This is a genomic window from Salmonella sp. K21076, assembly GCF_039650795.1.
Taxonomy (GTDB): domain Bacteria; phylum Pseudomonadota; class Gammaproteobacteria; order Enterobacterales; family Enterobacteriaceae; genus Salmonella; species Salmonella enterica.
The window spans coordinates 89,704-107,672 of the sequence record NZ_JBCLYA010000044.1; the positions used below are offsets into that span (position 1 = coordinate 89,704).

Annotated in this window: 21 protein-coding genes and 2 pseudogenes; 18 read left to right on the forward strand and 5 right to left on the reverse strand. The window is 55.4% G+C overall.

Features of this window, described 5'->3' with window-relative positions:
- Positions 1 to 4: 4 nt before the first annotated feature.
- The 9 genes from cysN to AAYN39_RS12140 all read left to right on the forward strand — a co-directional run bounded on the left by cysN (position 5) and on the right by AAYN39_RS12140 (position 6,528).
- Complete coding sequence (gene cysN / locus AAYN39_RS12100) at positions 5 to 1,444, forward strand: sulfate adenylyltransferase subunit CysN (RefSeq protein WP_001092273.1); 1,440 nt, start codon at positions 5 to 7, stop codon at positions 1,442 to 1,444.
- Complete coding sequence (gene cysC / locus AAYN39_RS12105) at positions 1,431 to 2,036, forward strand: adenylyl-sulfate kinase (protein ID WP_001173663.1); 606 nt, start codon at positions 1,431 to 1,433, stop codon at positions 2,034 to 2,036. Before cysN ends, cysC begins: the two co-directional genes overlap by 14 nt.
- A 50-nt stretch (positions 2,037 to 2,086) precedes the next feature.
- On the forward strand, positions 2,087 to 2,410 hold the full coding sequence (locus tag AAYN39_RS12110) for a DUF3561 family protein (protein ID WP_001537530.1): 324 nt from the start codon (positions 2,087 to 2,089) through the stop codon (positions 2,408 to 2,410).
- Positions 2,411 to 2,600: 190 nt separating this feature from the next.
- Positions 2,601 to 2,912 (forward strand): cell division protein FtsB, encoded by a 312-nt coding sequence (gene ftsB, locus AAYN39_RS12115; RefSeq protein ID WP_000517480.1) that lies wholly within the window; start codon positions 2,601 to 2,603, stop codon positions 2,910 to 2,912.
- Between the two features lie 18 nt (positions 2,913 to 2,930).
- Complete coding sequence (gene ispD / locus AAYN39_RS12120) at positions 2,931 to 3,641, forward strand: 2-C-methyl-D-erythritol 4-phosphate cytidylyltransferase (protein WP_000741649.1); 711 nt, start codon at positions 2,931 to 2,933, stop codon at positions 3,639 to 3,641.
- Positions 3,641 to 4,120, forward strand: coding sequence for a 2-C-methyl-D-erythritol 2,4-cyclodiphosphate synthase (gene ispF / locus AAYN39_RS12125; protein WP_001219244.1), 480 nt, complete (start codon positions 3,641 to 3,643; stop codon positions 4,118 to 4,120). The genes ispD and ispF overlap by 1 nt, the downstream gene beginning before the upstream one ends.
- The gene (truD, locus tag AAYN39_RS12130; RefSeq protein WP_000134253.1) at positions 4,117 to 5,166 is read left to right on the forward strand and encodes a tRNA pseudouridine(13) synthase TruD; all 1,050 of its coding nucleotides are present in this window, start codon (positions 4,117 to 4,119) and stop codon (positions 5,164 to 5,166) included. The genes ispF and truD overlap by 4 nt, the downstream gene beginning before the upstream one ends.
- The gene (gene surE, locus AAYN39_RS12135; protein ID WP_001221538.1) at positions 5,147 to 5,908 is read left to right on the forward strand and encodes a 5'/3'-nucleotidase SurE; all 762 of its coding nucleotides are present in this window, start codon (positions 5,147 to 5,149) and stop codon (positions 5,906 to 5,908) included. Before truD ends, surE begins: the two co-directional genes overlap by 20 nt.
- Positions 5,902 to 6,528 (forward strand): protein-L-isoaspartate(D-aspartate) O-methyltransferase, encoded by a 627-nt coding sequence (locus tag AAYN39_RS12140; protein ID WP_000253542.1) that lies wholly within the window; start codon positions 5,902 to 5,904, stop codon positions 6,526 to 6,528. Before surE ends, AAYN39_RS12140 begins: the two co-directional genes overlap by 7 nt.
- Positions 6,529 to 6,666: 138 nt before the next feature.
- Here AAYN39_RS12140 and AAYN39_RS12145 read toward each other — a convergent pair whose 3' ends face one another.
- The gene (locus AAYN39_RS12145; RefSeq protein ID WP_223148970.1) at positions 6,667 to 6,825 is read right to left on the reverse strand and encodes a peptidase; all 159 of its coding nucleotides are present in this window, start codon (positions 6,823 to 6,825) and stop codon (positions 6,667 to 6,669) included.
- Between AAYN39_RS12145 and nlpD the strand changes: the two genes are divergently transcribed.
- Complete coding sequence (nlpD, locus tag AAYN39_RS12150; RefSeq protein WP_223151137.1) at positions 6,755 to 7,825, forward strand: murein hydrolase activator NlpD; 1,071 nt, start codon at positions 6,755 to 6,757, stop codon at positions 7,823 to 7,825. The two genes, AAYN39_RS12145 and nlpD, sit on opposite strands and share 71 nt — an antisense overlap.
- Positions 7,826 to 7,887: 62 nt before the next feature.
- Complete coding sequence (gene rpoS, locus AAYN39_RS12155) at positions 7,888 to 8,880, forward strand: RNA polymerase sigma factor RpoS (RefSeq protein ID WP_000081498.1); 993 nt, start codon at positions 7,888 to 7,890, stop codon at positions 8,878 to 8,880.
- A gap of 44 nt (positions 8,881 to 8,924) precedes the next feature.
- On the opposite strand, the gene AAYN39_RS12160 is transcribed toward rpoS, so the two are convergent.
- The 3 genes from AAYN39_RS12160 to AAYN39_RS12170 are packed head-to-tail and all read right to left on the reverse strand — an operon-like array spanning position 8,925 to position 11,192.
- On the reverse strand, positions 8,925 to 9,161 hold the full coding sequence (locus AAYN39_RS12160) for a non-oxidative hydroxyarylic acid decarboxylases subunit D (RefSeq protein ID WP_000562964.1): 237 nt from the start codon (positions 9,159 to 9,161) through the stop codon (positions 8,925 to 8,927).
- A gap of 10 nt (positions 9,162 to 9,171) precedes the next feature.
- Positions 9,172 to 10,599: a non-oxidative hydroxyarylic acid decarboxylases subunit C gene (locus AAYN39_RS12165; RefSeq protein WP_000863165.1), complete on the reverse strand. Its 1,428-nt coding sequence runs from the start codon at positions 10,597 to 10,599 to the stop codon at positions 9,172 to 9,174.
- Entirely contained in the window at positions 10,599 to 11,192 is a 594-nt protein-coding gene (locus AAYN39_RS12170; protein WP_001764801.1) for a non-oxidative hydroxyarylic acid decarboxylases subunit B, read from the reverse strand. The genes AAYN39_RS12165 and AAYN39_RS12170 overlap by 1 nt, the downstream gene beginning before the upstream one ends.
- Positions 11,193 to 11,362: 170 nt before the next feature.
- Here AAYN39_RS12170 and AAYN39_RS12175 point away from each other — a divergent pair, with 170 nt between their 5' ends.
- Entirely contained in the window at positions 11,363 to 11,767 is a 405-nt protein-coding gene (locus AAYN39_RS12175; protein ID WP_000423338.1) for a MarR family winged helix-turn-helix transcriptional regulator, read from the forward strand.
- Between the two features lie 18 nt (positions 11,768 to 11,785).
- On the opposite strand, the gene ygbI is transcribed toward AAYN39_RS12175, so the two are convergent.
- Complete coding sequence (gene ygbI, locus AAYN39_RS12180) at positions 11,786 to 12,550, reverse strand: DNA-binding transcriptional repressor YgbI (protein ID WP_000613182.1); 765 nt, start codon at positions 12,548 to 12,550, stop codon at positions 11,786 to 11,788.
- A 196-nt stretch (positions 12,551 to 12,746) separates the two neighbouring features.
- Here ygbI and AAYN39_RS12185 point away from each other — a divergent pair.
- The 6 genes and pseudogenes from AAYN39_RS12185 to AAYN39_RS12210 form a co-directional block, all read left to right on the forward strand.
- Positions 12,747 to 13,267 (forward strand): annotated as a pseudogene (locus tag AAYN39_RS12185) (NAD(P)-dependent oxidoreductase); the annotation flags it as partial.
- Positions 13,257 to 14,042: pseudogene (locus AAYN39_RS12190) on the forward strand (four-carbon acid sugar kinase family protein); the annotation flags it as partial. The pseudogenes AAYN39_RS12185 and AAYN39_RS12190, both read left to right, overlap by 11 nt.
- Positions 14,039 to 14,677, forward strand: coding sequence for an aldolase (locus AAYN39_RS12195; RefSeq protein ID WP_000153636.1), 639 nt, complete (start codon positions 14,039 to 14,041; stop codon positions 14,675 to 14,677). The pseudogene AAYN39_RS12190 and the gene AAYN39_RS12195, both read left to right, overlap by 4 nt.
- A 4-nt stretch (positions 14,678 to 14,681) precedes the next feature.
- Positions 14,682 to 15,458, forward strand: a complete 777-nt coding sequence (locus AAYN39_RS12200) for an HPr family phosphocarrier protein (RefSeq protein WP_001136884.1) — start codon at positions 14,682 to 14,684, stop codon at positions 15,456 to 15,458.
- A 39-nt stretch (positions 15,459 to 15,497) separates the two neighbouring features.
- Positions 15,498 to 16,448, forward strand: a complete 951-nt coding sequence (gene denD, locus AAYN39_RS12205) for a D-erythronate dehydrogenase (protein WP_001165723.1) — start codon at positions 15,498 to 15,500, stop codon at positions 16,446 to 16,448.
- Positions 16,445 to 17,941, forward strand: a complete 1,497-nt coding sequence (locus AAYN39_RS12210; protein ID WP_000202725.1) for a gluconate:H+ symporter — start codon at positions 16,445 to 16,447, stop codon at positions 17,939 to 17,941. Before denD ends, AAYN39_RS12210 begins: the two co-directional genes overlap by 4 nt.
- Positions 17,942 to 17,969 lie beyond the last annotated feature (28 nt).

The window sequence follows — 17,969 nt, forward strand, 5'->3', positions numbered from 1 at the left end:
CGCCATGAACACCATACTTGCACAACAAATCGCCAGTGAAGGCGGCGTCGAAGCCTGGATGATTGCCCAACAACACAAAAGCCTGCTGCGTTTTTTAACCTGTGGCAGCGTTGATGACGGTAAAAGTACGCTGATAGGTCGTTTGCTGCACGATACCCTGCAAATTTATGAAGATCAGCTCTCTTCTCTGCATAATGACAGTAAACGTCATGGCACGCAGGGAGAAAAACTCGATCTGGCGCTGCTGGTAGATGGGCTGCAGGCCGAGCGTGAGCAGGGCATTACTATTGACGTCGCGTACCGCTATTTCTCCACGGAAAAACGAAAATTTATTATCGCCGACACGCCGGGCCATGAACAATATACCCGTAATATGGCGACCGGAGCGTCCACCTGCGATCTGGCGATCCTACTGATCGACGCGCGTAAAGGCGTGCTGGATCAGACGCGTCGCCATAGCTTTATCTCCACTCTGTTGGGGATCAAACACCTGGTGGTGGCAATCAACAAAATGGATCTCGTTGACTACCGCGAAGAGACCTTCGCCCGTATTCGCGAAGATTACCTGACCTTTGCTGAACAGTTGCCGGGCGATCTGGACATTCGCTTTGTCCCGCTTTCGGCGTTGGAAGGGGATAATGTCGCCGCGCAGAGCGCCAATATGCGCTGGTACAGCGGCCCGACGCTGTTGGAAGTCCTGGAAACGGTAGACATACAGCGTGCGGTAGACCGTCAGCCGATGCGCTTTCCAGTACAATACGTCAATCGCCCGAACCCTGATTTTCGGGGGTATGCCGGCACTCTGGCGTCTGGTAGCGTCAAAGTCGGAGAGCGCATTAAAGTGCTGCCGTCCGGCGTGGAATCCAGCGTGGCGCGTATCGTCACTTTTGATGGCGACAAAGAAGAAGTCTGTGCGGGCGAAGCCATTACCCTGGTACTCAACGACGACATTGATATTAGCCGCGGCGATCTGCTGCTGGCGGCAAACGAGACGCTGGCACCTGCGCGGCACGCCGCGATCGATGTGGTATGGATGGCGGAACAGCCGCTGGCGCCGGGCCAAAGCTACGACGTTAAACTTGCGGGTAAGAAAACCCGCGCGCGTATCGAGGCTATTTGCTATCAGATTGATATCAACAATCTGACTCAACGAGACGTCGAGAGCCTGCCGTTAAACGGTATTGGTCTGGTAGAGATGACATTCGATGAGCCGCTCGCGCTGGATATTTATCAGCAAAATCCGGTGACGGGCGGGCTGATTTTTATCGACCGACTTTCTAACGTTACCGTGGGTGCTGGCATGGTGCGGGAACTGGATGAACGCGGAGCGACGCCGCCCGTGGAATACAGTGCGTTTGAGCTGGAGCTGAATGCGCTGGTACGCCGTCATTTTCCGCACTGGGACGCCCGAGATTTGCTGGGAGATAAACATGGCGCTGCATGATGAGAACGTGGTCTGGCACTCTCATCCCGTTACTGTCGCCGCTCGTGAACAGCTCCACGGCCACCGTGGCGTGGTGCTGTGGTTTACCGGACTCTCCGGTTCGGGAAAATCAACGGTGGCCGGCGCGCTGGAAGAGGCGTTACATCAGCGTGGCGTCAGTACCTACCTGTTGGATGGCGATAATGTGCGCCACGGTTTGTGCCGTGATTTAGGCTTTAGCGATGCCGATCGCCAGGAAAATATTCGGCGGGTAGGCGAAGTGGCCAGTCTGATGGCGGACGCTGGCCTGATTGTTTTGACGGCATTTATTTCTCCGCACCGCGCCGAGCGGCAACTGGTAAAAGAGCGCGTCGGCCACGATCGTTTTATCGAGATTTATGTCAATACGCCGCTGGCTATCTGTGAACAGCGCGATCCTAAAGGATTGTATAAAAAAGCGCGCGCGGGCGAGTTGCGTAACTTTACCGGTATCGACGCCATTTACGAAGCGCCTGACTCGCCCCAGGTTCATCTTAATGGTGAACAATTAGTAACAAATTTGGTTTCCCAATTATTAGACCTGCTGAGACGGCGCGATATTATCAGATCCTGAGACACCACCGGGCTTGTATGCCCGGTATGGTCAAGGTTACAGGATTTAATATGCGTAATAGCCATAACATTACTTTCACAAGGTCAGACGCCTTCATGGTCGACGATGACGCCACCAGTGCATTTCCGGGGGCGGTGGTCGGCTTTGTGTCATGGCTGCTGGCGTTGGGGATCCCTTTTCTGCTTTATGGCCCTAACACGCTGTTTTTTTTCCTCTATACTTGGCCCTTTTTCCTCGCGTTAATGCCGGTATCGGTGATTATCGGCATTGCGTTGCATCTGTTGGTAAAGGGCAAAATACTTTTTAGCATCATGTTTACTCTACTGGCCGTAGGCGCGCTGTTCGGCGCGTTATTCATATGGCTATTAGGGTAGACGGGTTATCACTGCGCCTCCGGTCATAATTCAAACCGTAACCAACAATGAGATTATGTTCTCCTTACTCGGGTATACGTAACATCCGGCAAATGTGGTACATTTGCCGGCGTTGTCGCGGCAATCCCGTCCTGAATGTGGAGTCACAGAGGACGTTATGGGATGATGATGCCGTTTTTCAGGGGGCAGGATGGGTAAACTAACGCTGCTGTTGCTGGCTTTACTGGTCTGGCTACAGTACTCGCTGTGGTTCGGTAAGAACGGCATACATGACTATAGCCGCGTCAACGATGATGTGGTCGCGCAGCAGGCGACAAACGCCAAACTTAAAGCGCGTAACGATCAGCTTTTTGCCGAAATTGACGATCTCAATGGCGGCCAGGAAGCGATTGAGGAGCGCGCGCGCAACGAACTTAGCATGACCAAACCGGGCGAAACCTTCTATCGTCTGGTGCCTGACGCCTCAAAACGCGCGGCAACGGCGGGGCAAACTCATCGATAAACCATCCAGGGATTTAACATGGCAGCCACTTTATTGGACGTTTGCGCCGTGGTGCCGGCGGCCGGATTTGGCCGCCGAATGCAAACAGAATGTCCTAAGCAGTATCTCTCAATCGGTAATAAAACCATTCTGGAGCACTCAGTTCATGCGCTGCTGGCGCATCCTCGGGTGACACGCGTTGTTATTGCTATCAGCCCTGGCGATCATCGCTTTGCCCAACTTCCGCTGGCGAATCATCCGCAAATCACCGTTGTGGATGGCGGCAACGAACGCGCTGATTCCGTTTTGGCCGGGTTACAGGCCGTTGCAAAGGCGCAGTGGGTGCTGGTGCACGACGCGGCAAGACCCTGTTTGCATCAGGATGACCTTGCGCGGTTACTGGCCATCAGCGAAAACAGCCGGGTCGGCGGTATTCTCGCCAGTCCGGTGCGCGACACCATGAAACGCGGCGAACCGGGGAAAAACGCTATTGCCCATACCGTAGAGCGCGCCGATTTATGGCACGCGCTCACCCCGCAGTTTTTCCCCCGCGAACTCTTGCACGATTGTCTGACGCGTGCGCTGAATGAAGGCGCGACCATCACCGACGAGGCGTCAGCGCTGGAGTATTGTGGTTTTCATCCGGCGCTGGTAGAAGGTCGCGCGGATAACATCAAGGTCACCCGTCCGGAAGATCTGGCGCTGGCGGAATTTTATCTGACCCGAACCATCCACCAGGAGAAAGCATAATGCGAATTGGACACGGTTTTGACGTACACGCGTTTGGCGGAGAAGGGCCGATTATTATTGGCGGCGTGCGTATCCCTTATGAAAAAGGGCTATTGGCGCATTCCGATGGCGATGTGGCGTTACATGCGCTGACCGATGCGCTGCTGGGCGCGGCGGCGCTTGGCGATATCGGCAAGCTCTTCCCGGATACCGATCCGGCATTTAAGGGAGCGGATAGCCGCGAACTACTGCGTGAAGCCTGGCGTCGTATTCAGGCCAAGGGATACACCCTCGGCAACGTGGATGTCACCATTATTGCGCAGGCGCCGAAAATGCTGCCGCATATTCCGCAAATGCGCGTCTTTATCGCCGAAGATCTCGGCTGCCATATGGATGATGTTAACGTGAAGGCGACGACGACGGAAAAGCTCGGATTTACCGGACGCGGAGAAGGCATTGCCTGCGAAGCGGTGGCGTTGCTGATGAAGGCGGCGAAATGACAGAGTTTGACAATCTCACCTGGCTGCACGGAAAACCACAAGGTAGCGGATTGCTGAAAGCGAATCCGGAAGATTTTGTGGTGGTTGAAGATTTAGGCTTTACGCCGGATGGTGAAGGCGAGCACATTCTGCTGCGTATTTTGAAAAACGGTTGCAATACCCGTTTTGTCGCTGACGTGCTGGCGAAATTCCTGAAAATTCACGCTCGCGAAGTGAGCTTTGCCGGGCAAAAAGATAAACACGCCGTTACCGAGCAGTGGCTGTGCGCGCGCGTGCCGGGGAAAGAGATGCCCGATTTCAGCGCCTTTCAGCTGGAAGGTTGTAAAGTACTGGAATACGCGCGTCACAAGCGTAAGCTGCGTTTAGGCGCGCTGAAAGGCAATGCCTTTACGCTGGTATTGCGTGAAATAAGCGATCGCCGCGATGTCGAAACACGATTGCAGGCGATTCGCGATGGCGGCGTGCCGAACTATTTTGGCGCACAACGATTCGGCATTGGCGGCAGCAACTTGCAGGGCGCGCTGCGCTGGGCGCAAAGTAACGCGCCGGTGCGCGATCGCAATAAACGCAGTTTTTGGTTGTCGGCGGCGCGTAGCGCGTTGTTTAATCAAATTGTTCACCAGCGGCTGAAGAAACCAGACTTTAATCAAGTTGTTGACGGCGATGCGCTACAATTAGCGGGGCGTGGAAGCTGGTTCGTCGCGACATCTGAAGAACTGCCTGAATTGCAGCGCCGGGTAGACGAAAAAGAGCTGATGATTACAGCGTCGTTGCCGGGCAGCGGAGAGTGGGGAACACAGCGTGCGGCGCTGGCGTTTGAGCAAGATGCCATTGCCCAGGAAACGGTGTTGCAATCGCTGTTGCTGCGCGAAAAAGTAGAGGCGTCGCGCAGAGCGATGCTGCTTTATCCGCAACAATTAAGCTGGAACTGGTGGGATGACGTTACCGTCGAGTTACGTTTCTGGCTGCCCGCAGGCAGTTTTGCCACCAGCGTAGTAAGGGAACTGATCAACACAATGGGTGATTATGCGCATATTGCTGAGTAACGATGACGGGGTTCACGCGCCCGGTATACAAACGCTGGCGAAAGCGCTGCGTGAGTTTGCTGATGTACAGGTCGTAGCCCCGGATCGTAACCGCAGCGGCGCGTCTAATTCCCTCACGCTGGAATCTTCGCTTCGTACTTTTACCTTTGATAATGGCGATATCGCTGTACAGATGGGGACGCCGACCGATTGCGTCTATCTGGGCGTTAATGCCTTAATGCGTCCGCGTCCGGATATTGTCGTTTCCGGTATTAACGCGGGTCCGAATCTGGGCGATGATGTGATCTATTCCGGTACTGTCGCCGCGGCGATGGAAGGTCGTCATCTCGGCTTTCCGGCATTAGCGGTCTCCCTTAACGGCTATCAGCATTATGATACGGCTGCAGCCGTGACTTGCGCGCTTTTGCGAGGGTTAAGCCGGGAGCCGTTGCGTACCGGGCGTATTCTCAACGTGAATGTCCCGGATCTACCGTTAGCGCAGGTTAAAGGCATCCGCGTGACTCGCTGCGGTAGCCGCCATCCAGCGGATAAAGTGATCCCGCAGGAAGATCCACGCGGTAATACATTGTACTGGATTGGCCCGCCGGGTGATAAATACGATGCCGGGCCGGATACCGATTTCGCGGCGGTGGATGAAGGCTACGTCTCCGTCACGCCGTTGCATGTGGATTTAACCGCGCACAGCGCGCATGATGTGGTTTCAGACTGGTTAGACAGCGTGGGAGTTGGCACGCAATGGTAAGTGGACGTGTACAGGCTCTTCTTGAACAATTGCGCGCGCAGGGCATCAGAGATGAGCTGGTGCTTAATGCGCTTGCCGCAGTGCCGCGCGAGAAATTTATTGATGAAGCGTTTGAACATAAGGCCTGGGAAAATATCGCTTTGCCGATAGGCCAGGGTCAGACGATTTCGCAGCCCTATATGGTGGCGCGAATGACGGAACTGCTCGAACTGACGCCGCAATCCAGGGTGTTGGAAATTGGCACCGGTTCCGGCTATCAGACGGCGATTCTAGCGCATCTGGTACATCACGTTTGCTCCGTTGAGCGGATTAAGGGGCTGCAATGGCAGGCGCGCCGCCGCCTGAAGCAGCTCGATTTACATAATGTTTCTACCCGTCATGGCGATGGCTGGCAAGGCTGGCAGGCGCGTGCGCCGTTTGACGCTATCATTGTGACGGCCGCGCCGCCGGAAATTCCTACCGCGCTCATGGCACAGTTGGATGAAGGCGGCATTCTTGTTCTGCCTGTGGGCGATGAGCAGCAGTTTTTGAAACGCGTGCGTCGCCGGGGCGGCGAATTTATTATCGATACCGTGGAGGCCGTTCGCTTCGTCCCGTTAGTCAAGGGAGAGCTGGCCTAGTTTGCCCTGCAAACAGCCACTATTACGCCTGATGAAGCCGAAACGAATACCTGGAGTTTTCCTGGTTATTCCCGGTGGGTTAAGCGTATCGTGAACACATTTTCCCGTGTTCACTTAATGCGTTGCACGGTTCTTACGTCACTGGTTGTTAACCAAATTTTTTCCTGGGGGATAAATGAGCGCGGGAAGCCCAAAATTCACCGTTAGTCGCATTGCGGCACTATCACTGGTTTCACTATGGCTGGCAGGTTGTACCAGTTCGTCAAACCCTCCGGCGCCGGTCACGTCTGTGGACAGTGGGTCGTCATCAAATACCAATTCCGGGATGTTGATCACACCGCCGCCAAAAATGGGCGCGACGCCGCAACAAGCGCCGCAAATTCAACCCGTTCAGCGTCCTGTAACGCAGCCCATGCAAACTCAACCGGTCACGGAACAACCCGTGCAGATGGAAAATGGGCGAATCGTATACAATCGCCAGTATGGGAATATTCCGAAAGGTAGCTATACGGGCGGCAGTACTTACACCGTGAAAAAGGGTGATACGCTTTTTTACATCGCCTGGATTACCGGGAATGATTTCCGCGATCTGGCCCAGAGAAACAGTATTTCTGCCCCGTATAGCCTGAATGTAGGGCAAACTTTGCAAGTTGGTAACGCATCCGGTACGCCAATTACTGGCGGAAATGCGATCACCCAGGCGGATGCAGCACAGCAAGGAGTTGTGACCAGGTCTGCACAAAATTCCACCGTTGCAGTTGCGTCTCAACCAACAATTACGTATTCTGAGGGCTCAGGTGAACAAAGTGCTAACAAAATGTTGCCAAACAACAAGCCTGCTGGGACGGTTGTCACAGCGCCTGTAACGGCACCAACGGTAAGCACGACCGAACCAAATGCAAGCAGTACGTCAACCAGCGCGCCGATTTCCGCATGGCGCTGGCCGACGGATGGCAAAGTGATCGAAAACTTTGGCGCTTCCGAAGGGGGCAATAAAGGGATCGACATTGCAGGCAGTAAGGGACAGGCTATCGTCGCAACCGCTGATGGGCGCGTCGTATATGCCGGTAACGCACTGCGTGGTTACGGTAATCTTATTATCATCAAACATAACGATGATTACCTGAGTGCCTACGCCCATAATGATACGATGCTGGTCCGGGAACAACAGGAAGTTAAGGCGGGGCAAAAAATCGCTACTATGGGTAGCACCGGCACCAGCTCTACACGCTTGCATTTTGAAATTCGTTACAAGGGGAAATCCGTAAACCCGCTGCGTTATTTACCGCAGCGATAAAGCGGCGGAACCAGGCTTTGACTTGCTAGTTCCGTCAAGGGATCACGGGTAGGAGCCACCTTATGAGTCAGAATACGCTGAAAGTTCATGATTTAAATGAAGACGCGGAATTTGATGAGAACGGAGTAGAGGCTTTTGACGAAAAAGCCTTGAGTGAAGAGGAACCCAGTGATAACGACCTGGCTGAAGAAGAGCTGTTATCGCAAGGGGCCACACAGCGTGTGTTGGACGCGACTCAGCTTTACCTTGGTGAGATTGGGTATTCACCACTGTTAACAGCCGAAGAAGAAGTCTATTTTGCGCGTCGCGCACTGCGTGGAGATGTCGCTTCTCGCCGTCGCATGATTGAGAGTAACCTGCGTCTGGTGGTAAAAATTGCCCGCCGTTATGGCAATCGTGGACTGGCGTTGCTGGACCTGATTGAAGAGGGCAACCTGGGGCTTATCCGTGCAGTCGAGAAGTTTGACCCGGAACGCGGGTTCCGCTTCTCAACATACGCAACCTGGTGGATTCGCCAGACAATCGAACGGGCGATTATGAACCAAACCCGTACGATTCGCTTGCCGATTCACATTGTTAAAGAGCTGAACGTATACCTGCGCACCGCACGTGAGTTGTCGCATAAACTGGACCACGAACCGAGTGCGGAAGAAATTGCAGAGCAACTGGATAAACCGGTTGATGACGTCAGCCGTATGCTTCGTCTCAACGAGCGCATTACCTCGGTAGACACCCCGCTGGGCGGTGATTCCGAAAAAGCGTTGCTGGACATCCTGGCCGATGAAAAAGAGAACGGTCCGGAAGACACCACGCAAGATGACGATATGAAACAGAGCATCGTCAAATGGTTGTTCGAACTGAACGCCAAACAGCGTGAAGTGCTGGCGCGCCGTTTCGGTCTGCTGGGATATGAAGCTGCGACACTGGAAGATGTAGGCCGTGAAATCGGTCTTACGCGTGAACGTGTTCGTCAGATTCAGGTTGAAGGCCTGCGCCGTCTGCGCGAAATTCTGCAGACGCAGGGGCTGAATATCGAAGCGCTGTTCCGCGAGTAAGTACCCTTGTCAAAAAAAGGCCAGTCGACAGACTGGCCTTTTTTTTACCGTTTGTCTTCTGCCAGCAACGGCGGGATACTCGGCACCATTGGCGCGTCATCAATATCTTTTTGCGTCATGCGAAACGCTTGTGGATAGTGTTCGCGGCTGGTACGGCGTAACGGTTCGGTATCGCGCCAGGTATACAGACAATGCTGACACTGATATACCGTCCAGACTCCTTTTACCGGCGAAGTCGCCATGAGTTCAATATGTGCATCGGCACAGCGTGGACAAATCATCGGTTACTCCTTATTTACGGTTGGCCAGCATGGCGGTCAGCTTTTCAGCCCAGGCTTTAGTTTCCGGTAAATCCACAACCGGCTGGCTATAGTGACCACGGTTATCTGGCGCAACCGGCGTGGTAGCGTCAATGATCAGTTTGTCGGTAATCCCCGCCGGGCTTGAACCCGGGTCCAGTTCCAGGACGGACATATTCGGTAGCTGTACCAGATCGCCTGCCGGATTCACTTTCGACGACAACGCCCACATCACCTGTGGCAGATTAAATGGATCGACATCTTCATCAACCATGATCACCATCTTCACATATCCCAGACCGTGCGGCGTCGTCATCGCGCGCAGGCCCACCGCACGGGCAAAGCCGCCGTAGCGTTTTTTGGTCGAGATGATGGCCAGCAAGCCGTGGGTGTACATAGCGTTTACCGCCTGCACTTCCGGAAATTCGGCTTTCAGCTGTTGATACAGTGGCACACAGGTCGCCGGCCCCATCAGGTAGTCGATTTCCGTCCACGGCATCCCCAAATAGAGCGATTCAAAAATGGGTTTGCTGTGGTAAGAGACCTTATCGATACGCACCACGGTCATGTTGCGACCGCCGGAATAGTGGCCGGTAAATTCGCCGAACGGCCCTTCAATTTCACGTTTACGGCTTTCGATGACCCCTTCAAGAATGACTTCAGATCCCCACGGTACATCAAAACCGGTCAGCGGCGCGGTGGCGATAGGATAGGGGCTTTCACGCAGCGCGCCTGCCATTTCATACTCTGACTGATCGTATTTCAGCGGCGTTGCGCCCATCAGGGTAATGATCGGATCGTTACCCAACGTGATCGCAATCGGCAGATCTTCCCCGCGCTCTTCGGCTTTGTGCAGGTGCAATGCGATATCATGCATCGGCACTGGTTGCAGACCCAGCTTACGCTTGCCTTTAACTTCCATACGGTAGATGCCGACATTCTGCTTGCCGAAGTTATCGGGATCGAGCGGATCGCGTGATACCACACAGGCTTTATCCAGATAGAATCCGCCGTCGCCGTCGTTCAGACGAAACAGCGGCAGGATATCAAACAGGTTGATCGCGTCGCCGTCGACGGTATTTTCCGCCCAGCCCGGATTCGCCCGTCGTTCCGGCGCTACCGGAAAATTGTCCCAGCGGCGAATAAATTCATCGATCTGTTTTTTAACCGGCGTGTTAGGCGGCAAACCCAGAGAGATGGCATGGTTCTGCCAGGAACCGATGGTATTCATCGCCACGCGGGCGTCGGTAAAACCACGAATATTGTCAAACCACAGCGCGGGCGCGCCATCGCCGATTCGTCCCGTTGCGTTGGCAGCGGCGGCGAGATCCGGCTCCGCATTCACTTCCTCGCTGATTTTCAGCAGTTGTCCCTGCTGATCCAGCGCATGTAAAAAACTGCGCAAATCATCAAATGCCATTATCCATTCTCCTGTGAAAAATTTGCTGCCTGTCGCAGTCCTTGCCAGCGGCGCGCGCGCGTATGCTCCAGACCAAACTGGTCGAGAACGCGCGCCACGATGTGCTGGATAATATCGTCAACGGTTTGCGGCAGGTTGTAGAACGCGGGCATGGGCGGCACTATCGCCACCCCCATACGAGAAAGCGCAAGCATGTTTTCCAGATGAATTGTGCTGAGCGGCATTTCCCGCGGCACAAGCACCAGCTTGCGACCCTCTTTCAACACGACATCGGCAGCGCGTCCCACCAGCCCATCGGCATAGCCGGCGCGAACCCCCGCCAGTGTTTTCATACTGCAGGGGATAATAATCATGCCGTCGGTACGAAATGAGCCGGAGGAAATGGTCGCCGCCTGATCGGCCGGGCTATGACAATAATCTGCCAGGGCGGCTACCTCAGCGGGCGTGTAGGGCGTCTCCAGTTCAATAGTGGTTTTCGCCCACTTTGACATTACCAGATGCGTTTCAACATCAGGTATCGCCCGCAATGCCTGGAGTAGCTCGACGCCAAGCGGCGCGCCGGTCGCACCGGTCATCCCCACAATCAATCTCATTTCTTACCTCAAATATCGTTCGTATACGAACATTTTGATCAAAATACGCCCACACGGCCTTTGCGACAAGATCGCTCCCGATGCCTGCGCACGTTTAGCTAAAGCATTCGTCATTAAAAAACCGTGCATAAGTCGTTATGATAGAAAAAGTTAATTTATCCGGAGCGCTCATGGAGTTACGAAACACCGCGTTTCATCTGTTACGCCAACTTTTTCAGCAACATACCGCACGCTGGCAGCATGAACTACCGGAGCTCACCAAACCTCAATATGCGGTGATGCGCGTTATTGCTGAACATCCGGGTATTGAACAGGTCGATCTGACCGAAGCGGCGGTCAGCACTAAAGCGACGCTGGCGGAGATGTTAAGCCGGATGGAAAATCGTGGGCTGGTAAAGCGAGAAAACGATCCGCTGGATAAACGTCGGCGTTTTGTCTATCTCACCGTTCAGGGCCAAACGTTGCTCGCCGCCGCGATACCACTGGGGGATCGCGTTGACGATGAGTTTTTGGGGCGACTGAGCGCTGAAGAACGCGAACAGTTTACGCAACTGGTTCGCAAGATGATGACGTAAGCGGCTTGCGCCGCTTCGCTATTGTTTGGCCATCAGCAGTGAGATATCCACTTTAGCCAGCGCCCGAATTGCGCTTTCCGGCAGGCCGTCATCGGTGACGATTTGGTTGAATTCCGCCAGCGATAACGCCAGCCACGTCGCGACCTGGCCGTATTTGGTCGCGTCGCACACCAGAATTTTTTGGCGGCTGGCGCTGGCGACGGCCCGTTTCACCGTGACTTTATCTTCTGCCGGCGTTGAAATACCGCGCACGCTCCAGGAAGAGGCGGAAATAAAGGCCTGGTCAATCATCAGCCCGCGCAAAAGCGTCGCCGCGGCTTCACCGACGCACGACCGGTTTTCCCGGCATACCGCCCCGCCAGTGTGAATAATTGTGCAACCGCTATTGTCCATCAGGTAATCGGCGATAACGAAATCATTGGTCACCACCGTAAGTTTATTCATCGTAACCAGCTGCCTGGCGATCGCCAGCGTGGTCGTACCTGCATCAAGGTAGATACAGCTTTCTGGCTGTACCAGGCTGGCGGCCAGTTTGCCAATCGCCGCTTTCTGCGGCGTCGCCAGTTCGGTTTTGATCTGATGCGAGGGTTCGTGCGCCACGCGAGTCGATGATTGCACGCCGCCAGAGACCTGGATTACCGCGCCTTGCTGCTCCAGTTTTTGTAAATCACGGCGGATAGTCATGTGGGATACATGCATGCGCTCGGTCAGTTCAGCGATACTGACGATGCCTTTCTCCGCCACCATATCAAGAATGATTTGTCGACGCTCAGTAGGTATCAACGTCTGCTCCTTTCTTTAGTCCTGTCGCGATTTTACGCGATTTCTCGTCACAGCGTGTGAAGTTCTATGAGGATTGCCTTCACAAAAAATAACATATTTTGTTATTTTTTGTGAAACAACTCACCGCAATTGTTTACAAAAACGCCTATATTCACATAACAAAACATAATATCACGTAAATTAACATGGAGTGATAATGACAACAGGAACTGATTTTCATGTCGGCATTGTGGGGCTTGGCTCAATGGGAATGGGCGCTGCGCGTTCATGCCTGCGCGCCGGGCTTTCCACATGGGGGGCCGATCTTAACCCGCAAGCGTGCGCGAATCTGCTCGCTGAAGGGGCTTGTGGGGCTGCCGCCAGCGCCAGGGAGTTCGCCGGCGTCGTGGATGCGTTAGTCATTCTGGTCGTCAATGCCGCCCAGGTCAGACAGGTGTTATTCGGTGAGGATGGCGTCGCCCATCTGATGAAACCCGGAAGCGCGGTGATGGTTTCGTCTACGATCTCAAGCGCCGACGCGCAAGAGATCGCCGCGGCGTTGACGGCATTGAATCTTAACATGCTGGATGCGCCGGTTTCCGGCGGCGCGGTAAAAGCGGCGCAGGGCGGACGGTGATGGCCTCCGGGCGCGAGGCGGCGTTTACCCGCCTGAAGCCTGTGCTGGACGCCGTTGCCAGCAACGTTTATCGCATCAGCGATACACCGGGCGCAGGCGCAAGGGCGCTGCGGCGTTATTCCGGCTCAGACGCTTGATGAAGGCGTTGCCGCGACCCGTGCGGCGCTGTCGCGTTTACAGCAGGAAGGATATCGCTACGCGGTACTTGACGCGCTCAATGAGCGGCACCTGGAAATCCAGGGCGAGGTTTTGCGTGATGCCCCGCTGGTGACCGGCGGTTCCGGGCTGGCAATGGGGCTGGCGCGTCAGTGGGCGAAGCACGGCGTTTCTCAGGCCCGTTCCGCAGGCTATCCGCTGAGCGGTCGCGCGGTAGTGCTTTCCGGTTCCTGTTCGCAAATGACGAATCAGCAGGTGGCTTTCTATCGACAACATGCTCCCACACGCGACGTTGACGTGGCGCGCTGCCTGTCATCCGAGGCGCGCGAGGCCTACGCCGAAGCGCTGGCGCAGTGGGTGTTCAGTCAGGACAGCGAACTGGCGCCAATGATTAGCGCCACCGCCTCCACGCAGGCGCTGGCTGCCATCCAGCAGCAATATGGCGCTACCGAAGCCAGCTATGCGGTAGAGGCGCTCTTTTCCCTGCTGGCCGCTCGCTTAGCGGAAGGCGGTATCACCCGGTTTATTGTGGCGGGCGGCGAAACCTCGGGCGTGGTGACGCAAAGCCTCGGTATTACCGGTTTCCACATTGGACCGTGCATTTCACCCGGCGTGCCGTGGGTCAACGCGCTCCATGCGCCAGTCTCGCTGGCGCTAAAGTCAGGTAATTTTGGCGATGAATCCTTTTTCATCCGCGCTCAAAGGGAGTTTCAGGTATGACGATACTGGCAAAAGAAGAGCACGCTTTGCGAGAAGAGATGGTCAGGATAGCCGCCTCGTTTTTCCAGCGCGGCTATGCCACCGGCTCGGCAGGCAACCTCTCGCTGTTACTGCCGGACGGCAATATTCTGGCGACGCCCACCGGTTCGTGTCTGGGTAATCTCGACCCGCAGCGGCTATCCAAAGTGGACCCGCAAGGCGAATGGCTCAGCGGCGATAAACCGTCTAAAGAGGTGCGTTTTCATCTGGCGTTGTATCGCAATAACCCTTGCTGCAAGGCCGTGGTACATCTGCACAGCACCTGGTCAACGGCGCTTTCCTGTCTCGAAGGGCTGGACCCGCAAAATGTGATTCGCCCGTTTACCCCCTATGTGGTGATGCGGATGGGAGACATTCCGCTGGTTCCCTACTATCGCCCGGGGGATGACCGAATTGCTCGCGATTTGGCTGCGCTGGCGGCCCGGCATCAGGCCTTTTTACTGGCTAATCATGGGCCGGTCGTGTGCGGGGAGAATTTGCAGGAAGCCGCTAATAATACCGAGGAGCTGGAAGAGACGGCAAAGCTGATTTTTATCCTTGGCGAACGCCCGATTCGTTATTTAACCACCGAAGAAATTGCGCAGTTAAGGAGATAACCCGATGCCGCGTTTTGCCGCCGATTTGTCGATGATGTTTACCGAAGTGCCGTTTATCGAGCGTTTTGCCGCTGCTGCCGAAGCCGGTTTTCAGGCCGTTGAGTTTCTGTTCCCCTACGGCTTTGCCGCCAGCGAGATTAAAGCCCAGCTATCGCGTCATGATCTGACGCTGGCGCTGTTTAATACTTCGGCGGGTGATACCGCGGCGGGCGAGTGGGGACGTGCCGCGCTACCGGGGCGCGAACACGACGCGCGCGCCGATATTGATCTGGCTCTGGAATACGCTCTGGCGCTGGAATGCGAGCAGGTTCACATCATGGCGGGCGTCGTGCCGGATGGCGCTGATGGCGCACGTTATCGCGCCACGTTTATCGATAATTTGCGTTATGCCGCCGGCCGGTTTGCCGCCCACGATAAACGTATTTTGATCGAAGCGCTGAGTCCCGGCGTTAAACCCGGCTACCTCTTTTCCAGCCAATATCAGGCGCTGGGCATCGCAGAAGAGGTTGACCGCCCAAATGTATTCATCCAGCTCGACACTTTCCACGCGCAAAAAGTGGATGGCAATTTGAGTCACCTGATTCGCGAGTACGCGGGCCGCTATGCCCATGTACAAATCGCCTCGCTACCGGACAGACATGAACCGGATGATGGCGAGATCAACTACCCGTGGCTGTTCCGGCTGTTCGATGACGTAGGTTATTGCGGCTGGATAGGCTGCGAATACCAACCACGGAATACCACTCAGGAGGGGCTTGGCTGGTTTAACGCCTGGCGCTAACCCTGAACTACCCTACACAACAATAAAGAGGACATCCGGATGCAGATTATCATTACCGGCGGGGGCGGCTTTTTAGGCCAGAAACTCGCAAGCGCCTTATTAAACTCATCGCTGGCGTTTAACGAACTGCTTCTTGTTGATTTAAAAATGCCTGCACGGTTATCAGATTCCCCTCGTTTACGCTGCCTGGAAGCTGACTTAACCCAGCCGGGCGTACTGGAGAATGTGATTACCGCTAATACCTCTGTTGTTTATCATCTCGCTGCGATTGTCAGCAGTCATGCGGAAGACGATTTCGATCTGGGATGGAAAGTTAACCTGGATCTTACCCGCCAGTTACTTGAGGCGTGTCGTCGGCAACCGCAGAAAATTCGTTTTGTCTTCTCCAGCTCGCTTGCCGTTTATGGCGGTACGCTGCCGGAATGCGTCACCGATACCACCGCGCTCACGCCGCGCTCGTCTTATGGCGCGCAGAAGGCCGCCTGTGAACTGTTGGTCAACGACTATACCCGCAAAGGCTATGTGGATGGGCTGGCGCTGCGTTTGCCGACGATCTGTGTTCGCCCGGGTAAACTAAACCGCGCCGCTTCTTCTTTTGTCAGCGCGATTATTCGTGAACCGTTGCAGGGCGAGACGACCATCTGTCCGGTGTCGGAAAGTTTGCGGCTGTGGATTTCCAGCCCGGCGACGGTGATCCATAACCTGTCGCTGGCCGCAACGTTACCCGCGCCTGGCGAGGCGAGCAGCATCAACTTACCCGGGATCAGCGTAACCGTGGGCGAGATGCTGGAAACGTTGCGTCAGGCGGGCGGTCAGGCGGCGCGCGATCGGGTTACGCATCAGCGCGACGAAGGCGTCGAGAAAATTGTCGCCTCCTGGCCGGGACGTATCGATAACCAGCGTGCGCTGGCGTTAGGTTTTGTCGCCGATAAACGCTTCGATGACATTATCGAACGCTTTCGACAAGATGATATGGAGGGGAGGTCATGACAAGTTTACCGACCCCAATTATCGGCCTGATCGTTGCCGTTTTCGTGCTGGTATGGCTGGTGTTACGCACCCGTGTTCATGCGCTGATCGCGATGCTGGCGGCGGCCTGCATCGCCGGTCTGTTGGGGGGAATGGGCATTGATAAAACGCTCTCTGTCATCACCAGCGGATTCGGTACGACGCTGGGCAGCATTGGCCTGGTGATTGGTCTCGGCGTAATGATGGGGCGCTTGCTGGAGGTTTCCGGCGCGGCGGAGCGTATCGCCTGGAGCTTTATCAAATGGCTGGGGAAACGCCGTGAAGAGTGGGCGCTGGCGATCACGGGTTATATTGTCAGCATCCCCATTTTCGTCGATTCCGCTTTTGTCATTCTTTATCCGGTGGCGAAAGCGCTGGCGAAAAGCGGTAAACGTTCGCTACTGACGCTGGGCGTCGCGCTGGCGGGCGGGCTGGTGGTCACTCACCATACGGTACCTCCCACGCCCGGTCCGCTGGGGGTAGCCGGGATTTTTAACGTCGACATCGGTGCAATGTTATTGACCGGGATGGCGCTGGCGGTGCCCTGTGTGATCGGCATTGTGTTCTATGCGCAGTGGCTGGATAAACGCTACCCTGATTTCGTGCCGCGCACGCTGAACGCCGATGAAGTTAATGCCGCGCTGGAGCAGTACAATAAAGAGAAAGAGCAAAAGGATCTGCCGAGCCTGACGCTCTCTCTGCTGCCTATTGTGGTGCCGATCGTGCTGATCTTCCTGAAGGCTATCTGTTCCACCCTCGCCACTGTAGAAGGATGGTCCGGCCTGGCGACGCATCCGGTGGTACAGGCAATCAACTTTGTGGGAAGTCCAGTGATCGCGTTGGCCATCAGCGTTCTGCTGGCGGTGTATACGCTGGTGCCGCGCATGGATAAACATACCACCGCAGAGCGTCTGGAAGAGGGCTTGCAAAGCGCCGGGATTATCTTACTGGTCACGGGCGCTGGCGGCGCGTTGGGCGCGATCCTGCGCGACAGCGGCGCGGGGCAACAGCTGGCGGAGCAGGTTGCCAACCTGCCGATCTCGCCGATCCTGATCCCGTTTATCGTGGCGACGCTGGTACGTCTGATTCAGGGATCGGGGACGGTGGCGATGATCACTGCCGCCTCGATTTCCGCGCCGATCCTGGCGCAGATCCCCGGCATCAATATGTTGCTTGCCGCTCAGGCCGCAACGATGGGGTCGCTGTTTTTCGGCTACTTCAACGATAGCCTGTTCTGGGTGGTTAACCGCATGATGGGCGTCTCTGATGTCAAACAGCAGATGGTGGTTTGGTCTGTACCGACGACCATTGCCTGGGCGATTGGCGGCACCGGCGTGGCGCTGATTAACCTGCTGTTTGGTTCCGGCGGCAGTTGGCTCGATCCGTTACTGCCAATCGTCGTTCTGGCGGCAATTATGCTGTGGGTGCGTTGGCAGGCGCAGGGGATCAAAGACAAACTGGTAGTTAAGGATTAAGACGGTATTATCCGTCCGGGAGCGCAAT

What these genes read in the sequence shown, in the direction of transcription:
- AAYN39_RS12195 (WP_000153636.1), top strand. Translation starts at nt 14,039, where the DNA reads ATGACGATACTGGCAAAAGAAGAGCACGCTTTGCGAGAAGAGATGGTC.
- AAYN39_RS12210 (WP_000202725.1), top strand. Translation starts at nt 16,445, where the DNA reads ATGACAAGTTTACCGACCCCAATTATCGGCCTGATCGTTGCCGTTTTC.
- rpoS (WP_000081498.1), top strand. Translation starts at nt 7,888, where the DNA reads ATGAGTCAGAATACGCTGAAAGTTCATGATTTAAATGAAGACGCGGAA.
- cysN (WP_001092273.1), top strand. Translation starts at nt 5, where the DNA reads ATGAACACCATACTTGCACAACAAATCGCCAGTGAAGGCGGCGTCGAA.
- cysC (WP_001173663.1), top strand. Translation starts at nt 1,431, where the DNA reads ATGGCGCTGCATGATGAGAACGTGGTCTGGCACTCTCATCCCGTTACT.
- AAYN39_RS12110 (WP_001537530.1), top strand. Translation starts at nt 2,087, where the DNA reads ATGCGTAATAGCCATAACATTACTTTCACAAGGTCAGACGCCTTCATG.
- AAYN39_RS12200 (WP_001136884.1), top strand. Translation starts at nt 14,682, where the DNA reads ATGCCGCGTTTTGCCGCCGATTTGTCGATGATGTTTACCGAAGTGCCG.
- ispD (WP_000741649.1), top strand. Translation starts at nt 2,931, where the DNA reads ATGGCAGCCACTTTATTGGACGTTTGCGCCGTGGTGCCGGCGGCCGGA.
- AAYN39_RS12160 (WP_000562964.1), bottom strand. Translation starts at nt 9,161, where the DNA reads ATGATTTGTCCACGCTGTGCCGATGCACATATTGAACTCATGGCGACT.
- surE (WP_001221538.1), top strand. Translation starts at nt 5,147, where the DNA reads ATGCGCATATTGCTGAGTAACGATGACGGGGTTCACGCGCCCGGTATA.
- ispF (WP_001219244.1), top strand. Translation starts at nt 3,641, where the DNA reads ATGCGAATTGGACACGGTTTTGACGTACACGCGTTTGGCGGAGAAGGG.
- AAYN39_RS12165 (WP_000863165.1), bottom strand. Translation starts at nt 10,599, where the DNA reads ATGGCATTTGATGATTTGCGCAGTTTTTTACATGCGCTGGATCAGCAG.
- AAYN39_RS12140 (WP_000253542.1), top strand. Translation starts at nt 5,902, where the DNA reads ATGGTAAGTGGACGTGTACAGGCTCTTCTTGAACAATTGCGCGCGCAG.
- ftsB (WP_000517480.1), top strand. Translation starts at nt 2,601, where the DNA reads ATGGGTAAACTAACGCTGCTGTTGCTGGCTTTACTGGTCTGGCTACAG.
- AAYN39_RS12170 (WP_001764801.1), bottom strand. Translation starts at nt 11,192, where the DNA reads ATGAGATTGATTGTGGGGATGACCGGTGCGACCGGCGCGCCGCTTGGC.
- truD (WP_000134253.1), top strand. Translation starts at nt 4,117, where the DNA reads ATGACAGAGTTTGACAATCTCACCTGGCTGCACGGAAAACCACAAGGT.
- AAYN39_RS12175 (WP_000423338.1), top strand. Translation starts at nt 11,363, where the DNA reads ATGGAGTTACGAAACACCGCGTTTCATCTGTTACGCCAACTTTTTCAG.
- denD (WP_001165723.1), top strand. Translation starts at nt 15,498, where the DNA reads ATGCAGATTATCATTACCGGCGGGGGCGGCTTTTTAGGCCAGAAACTC.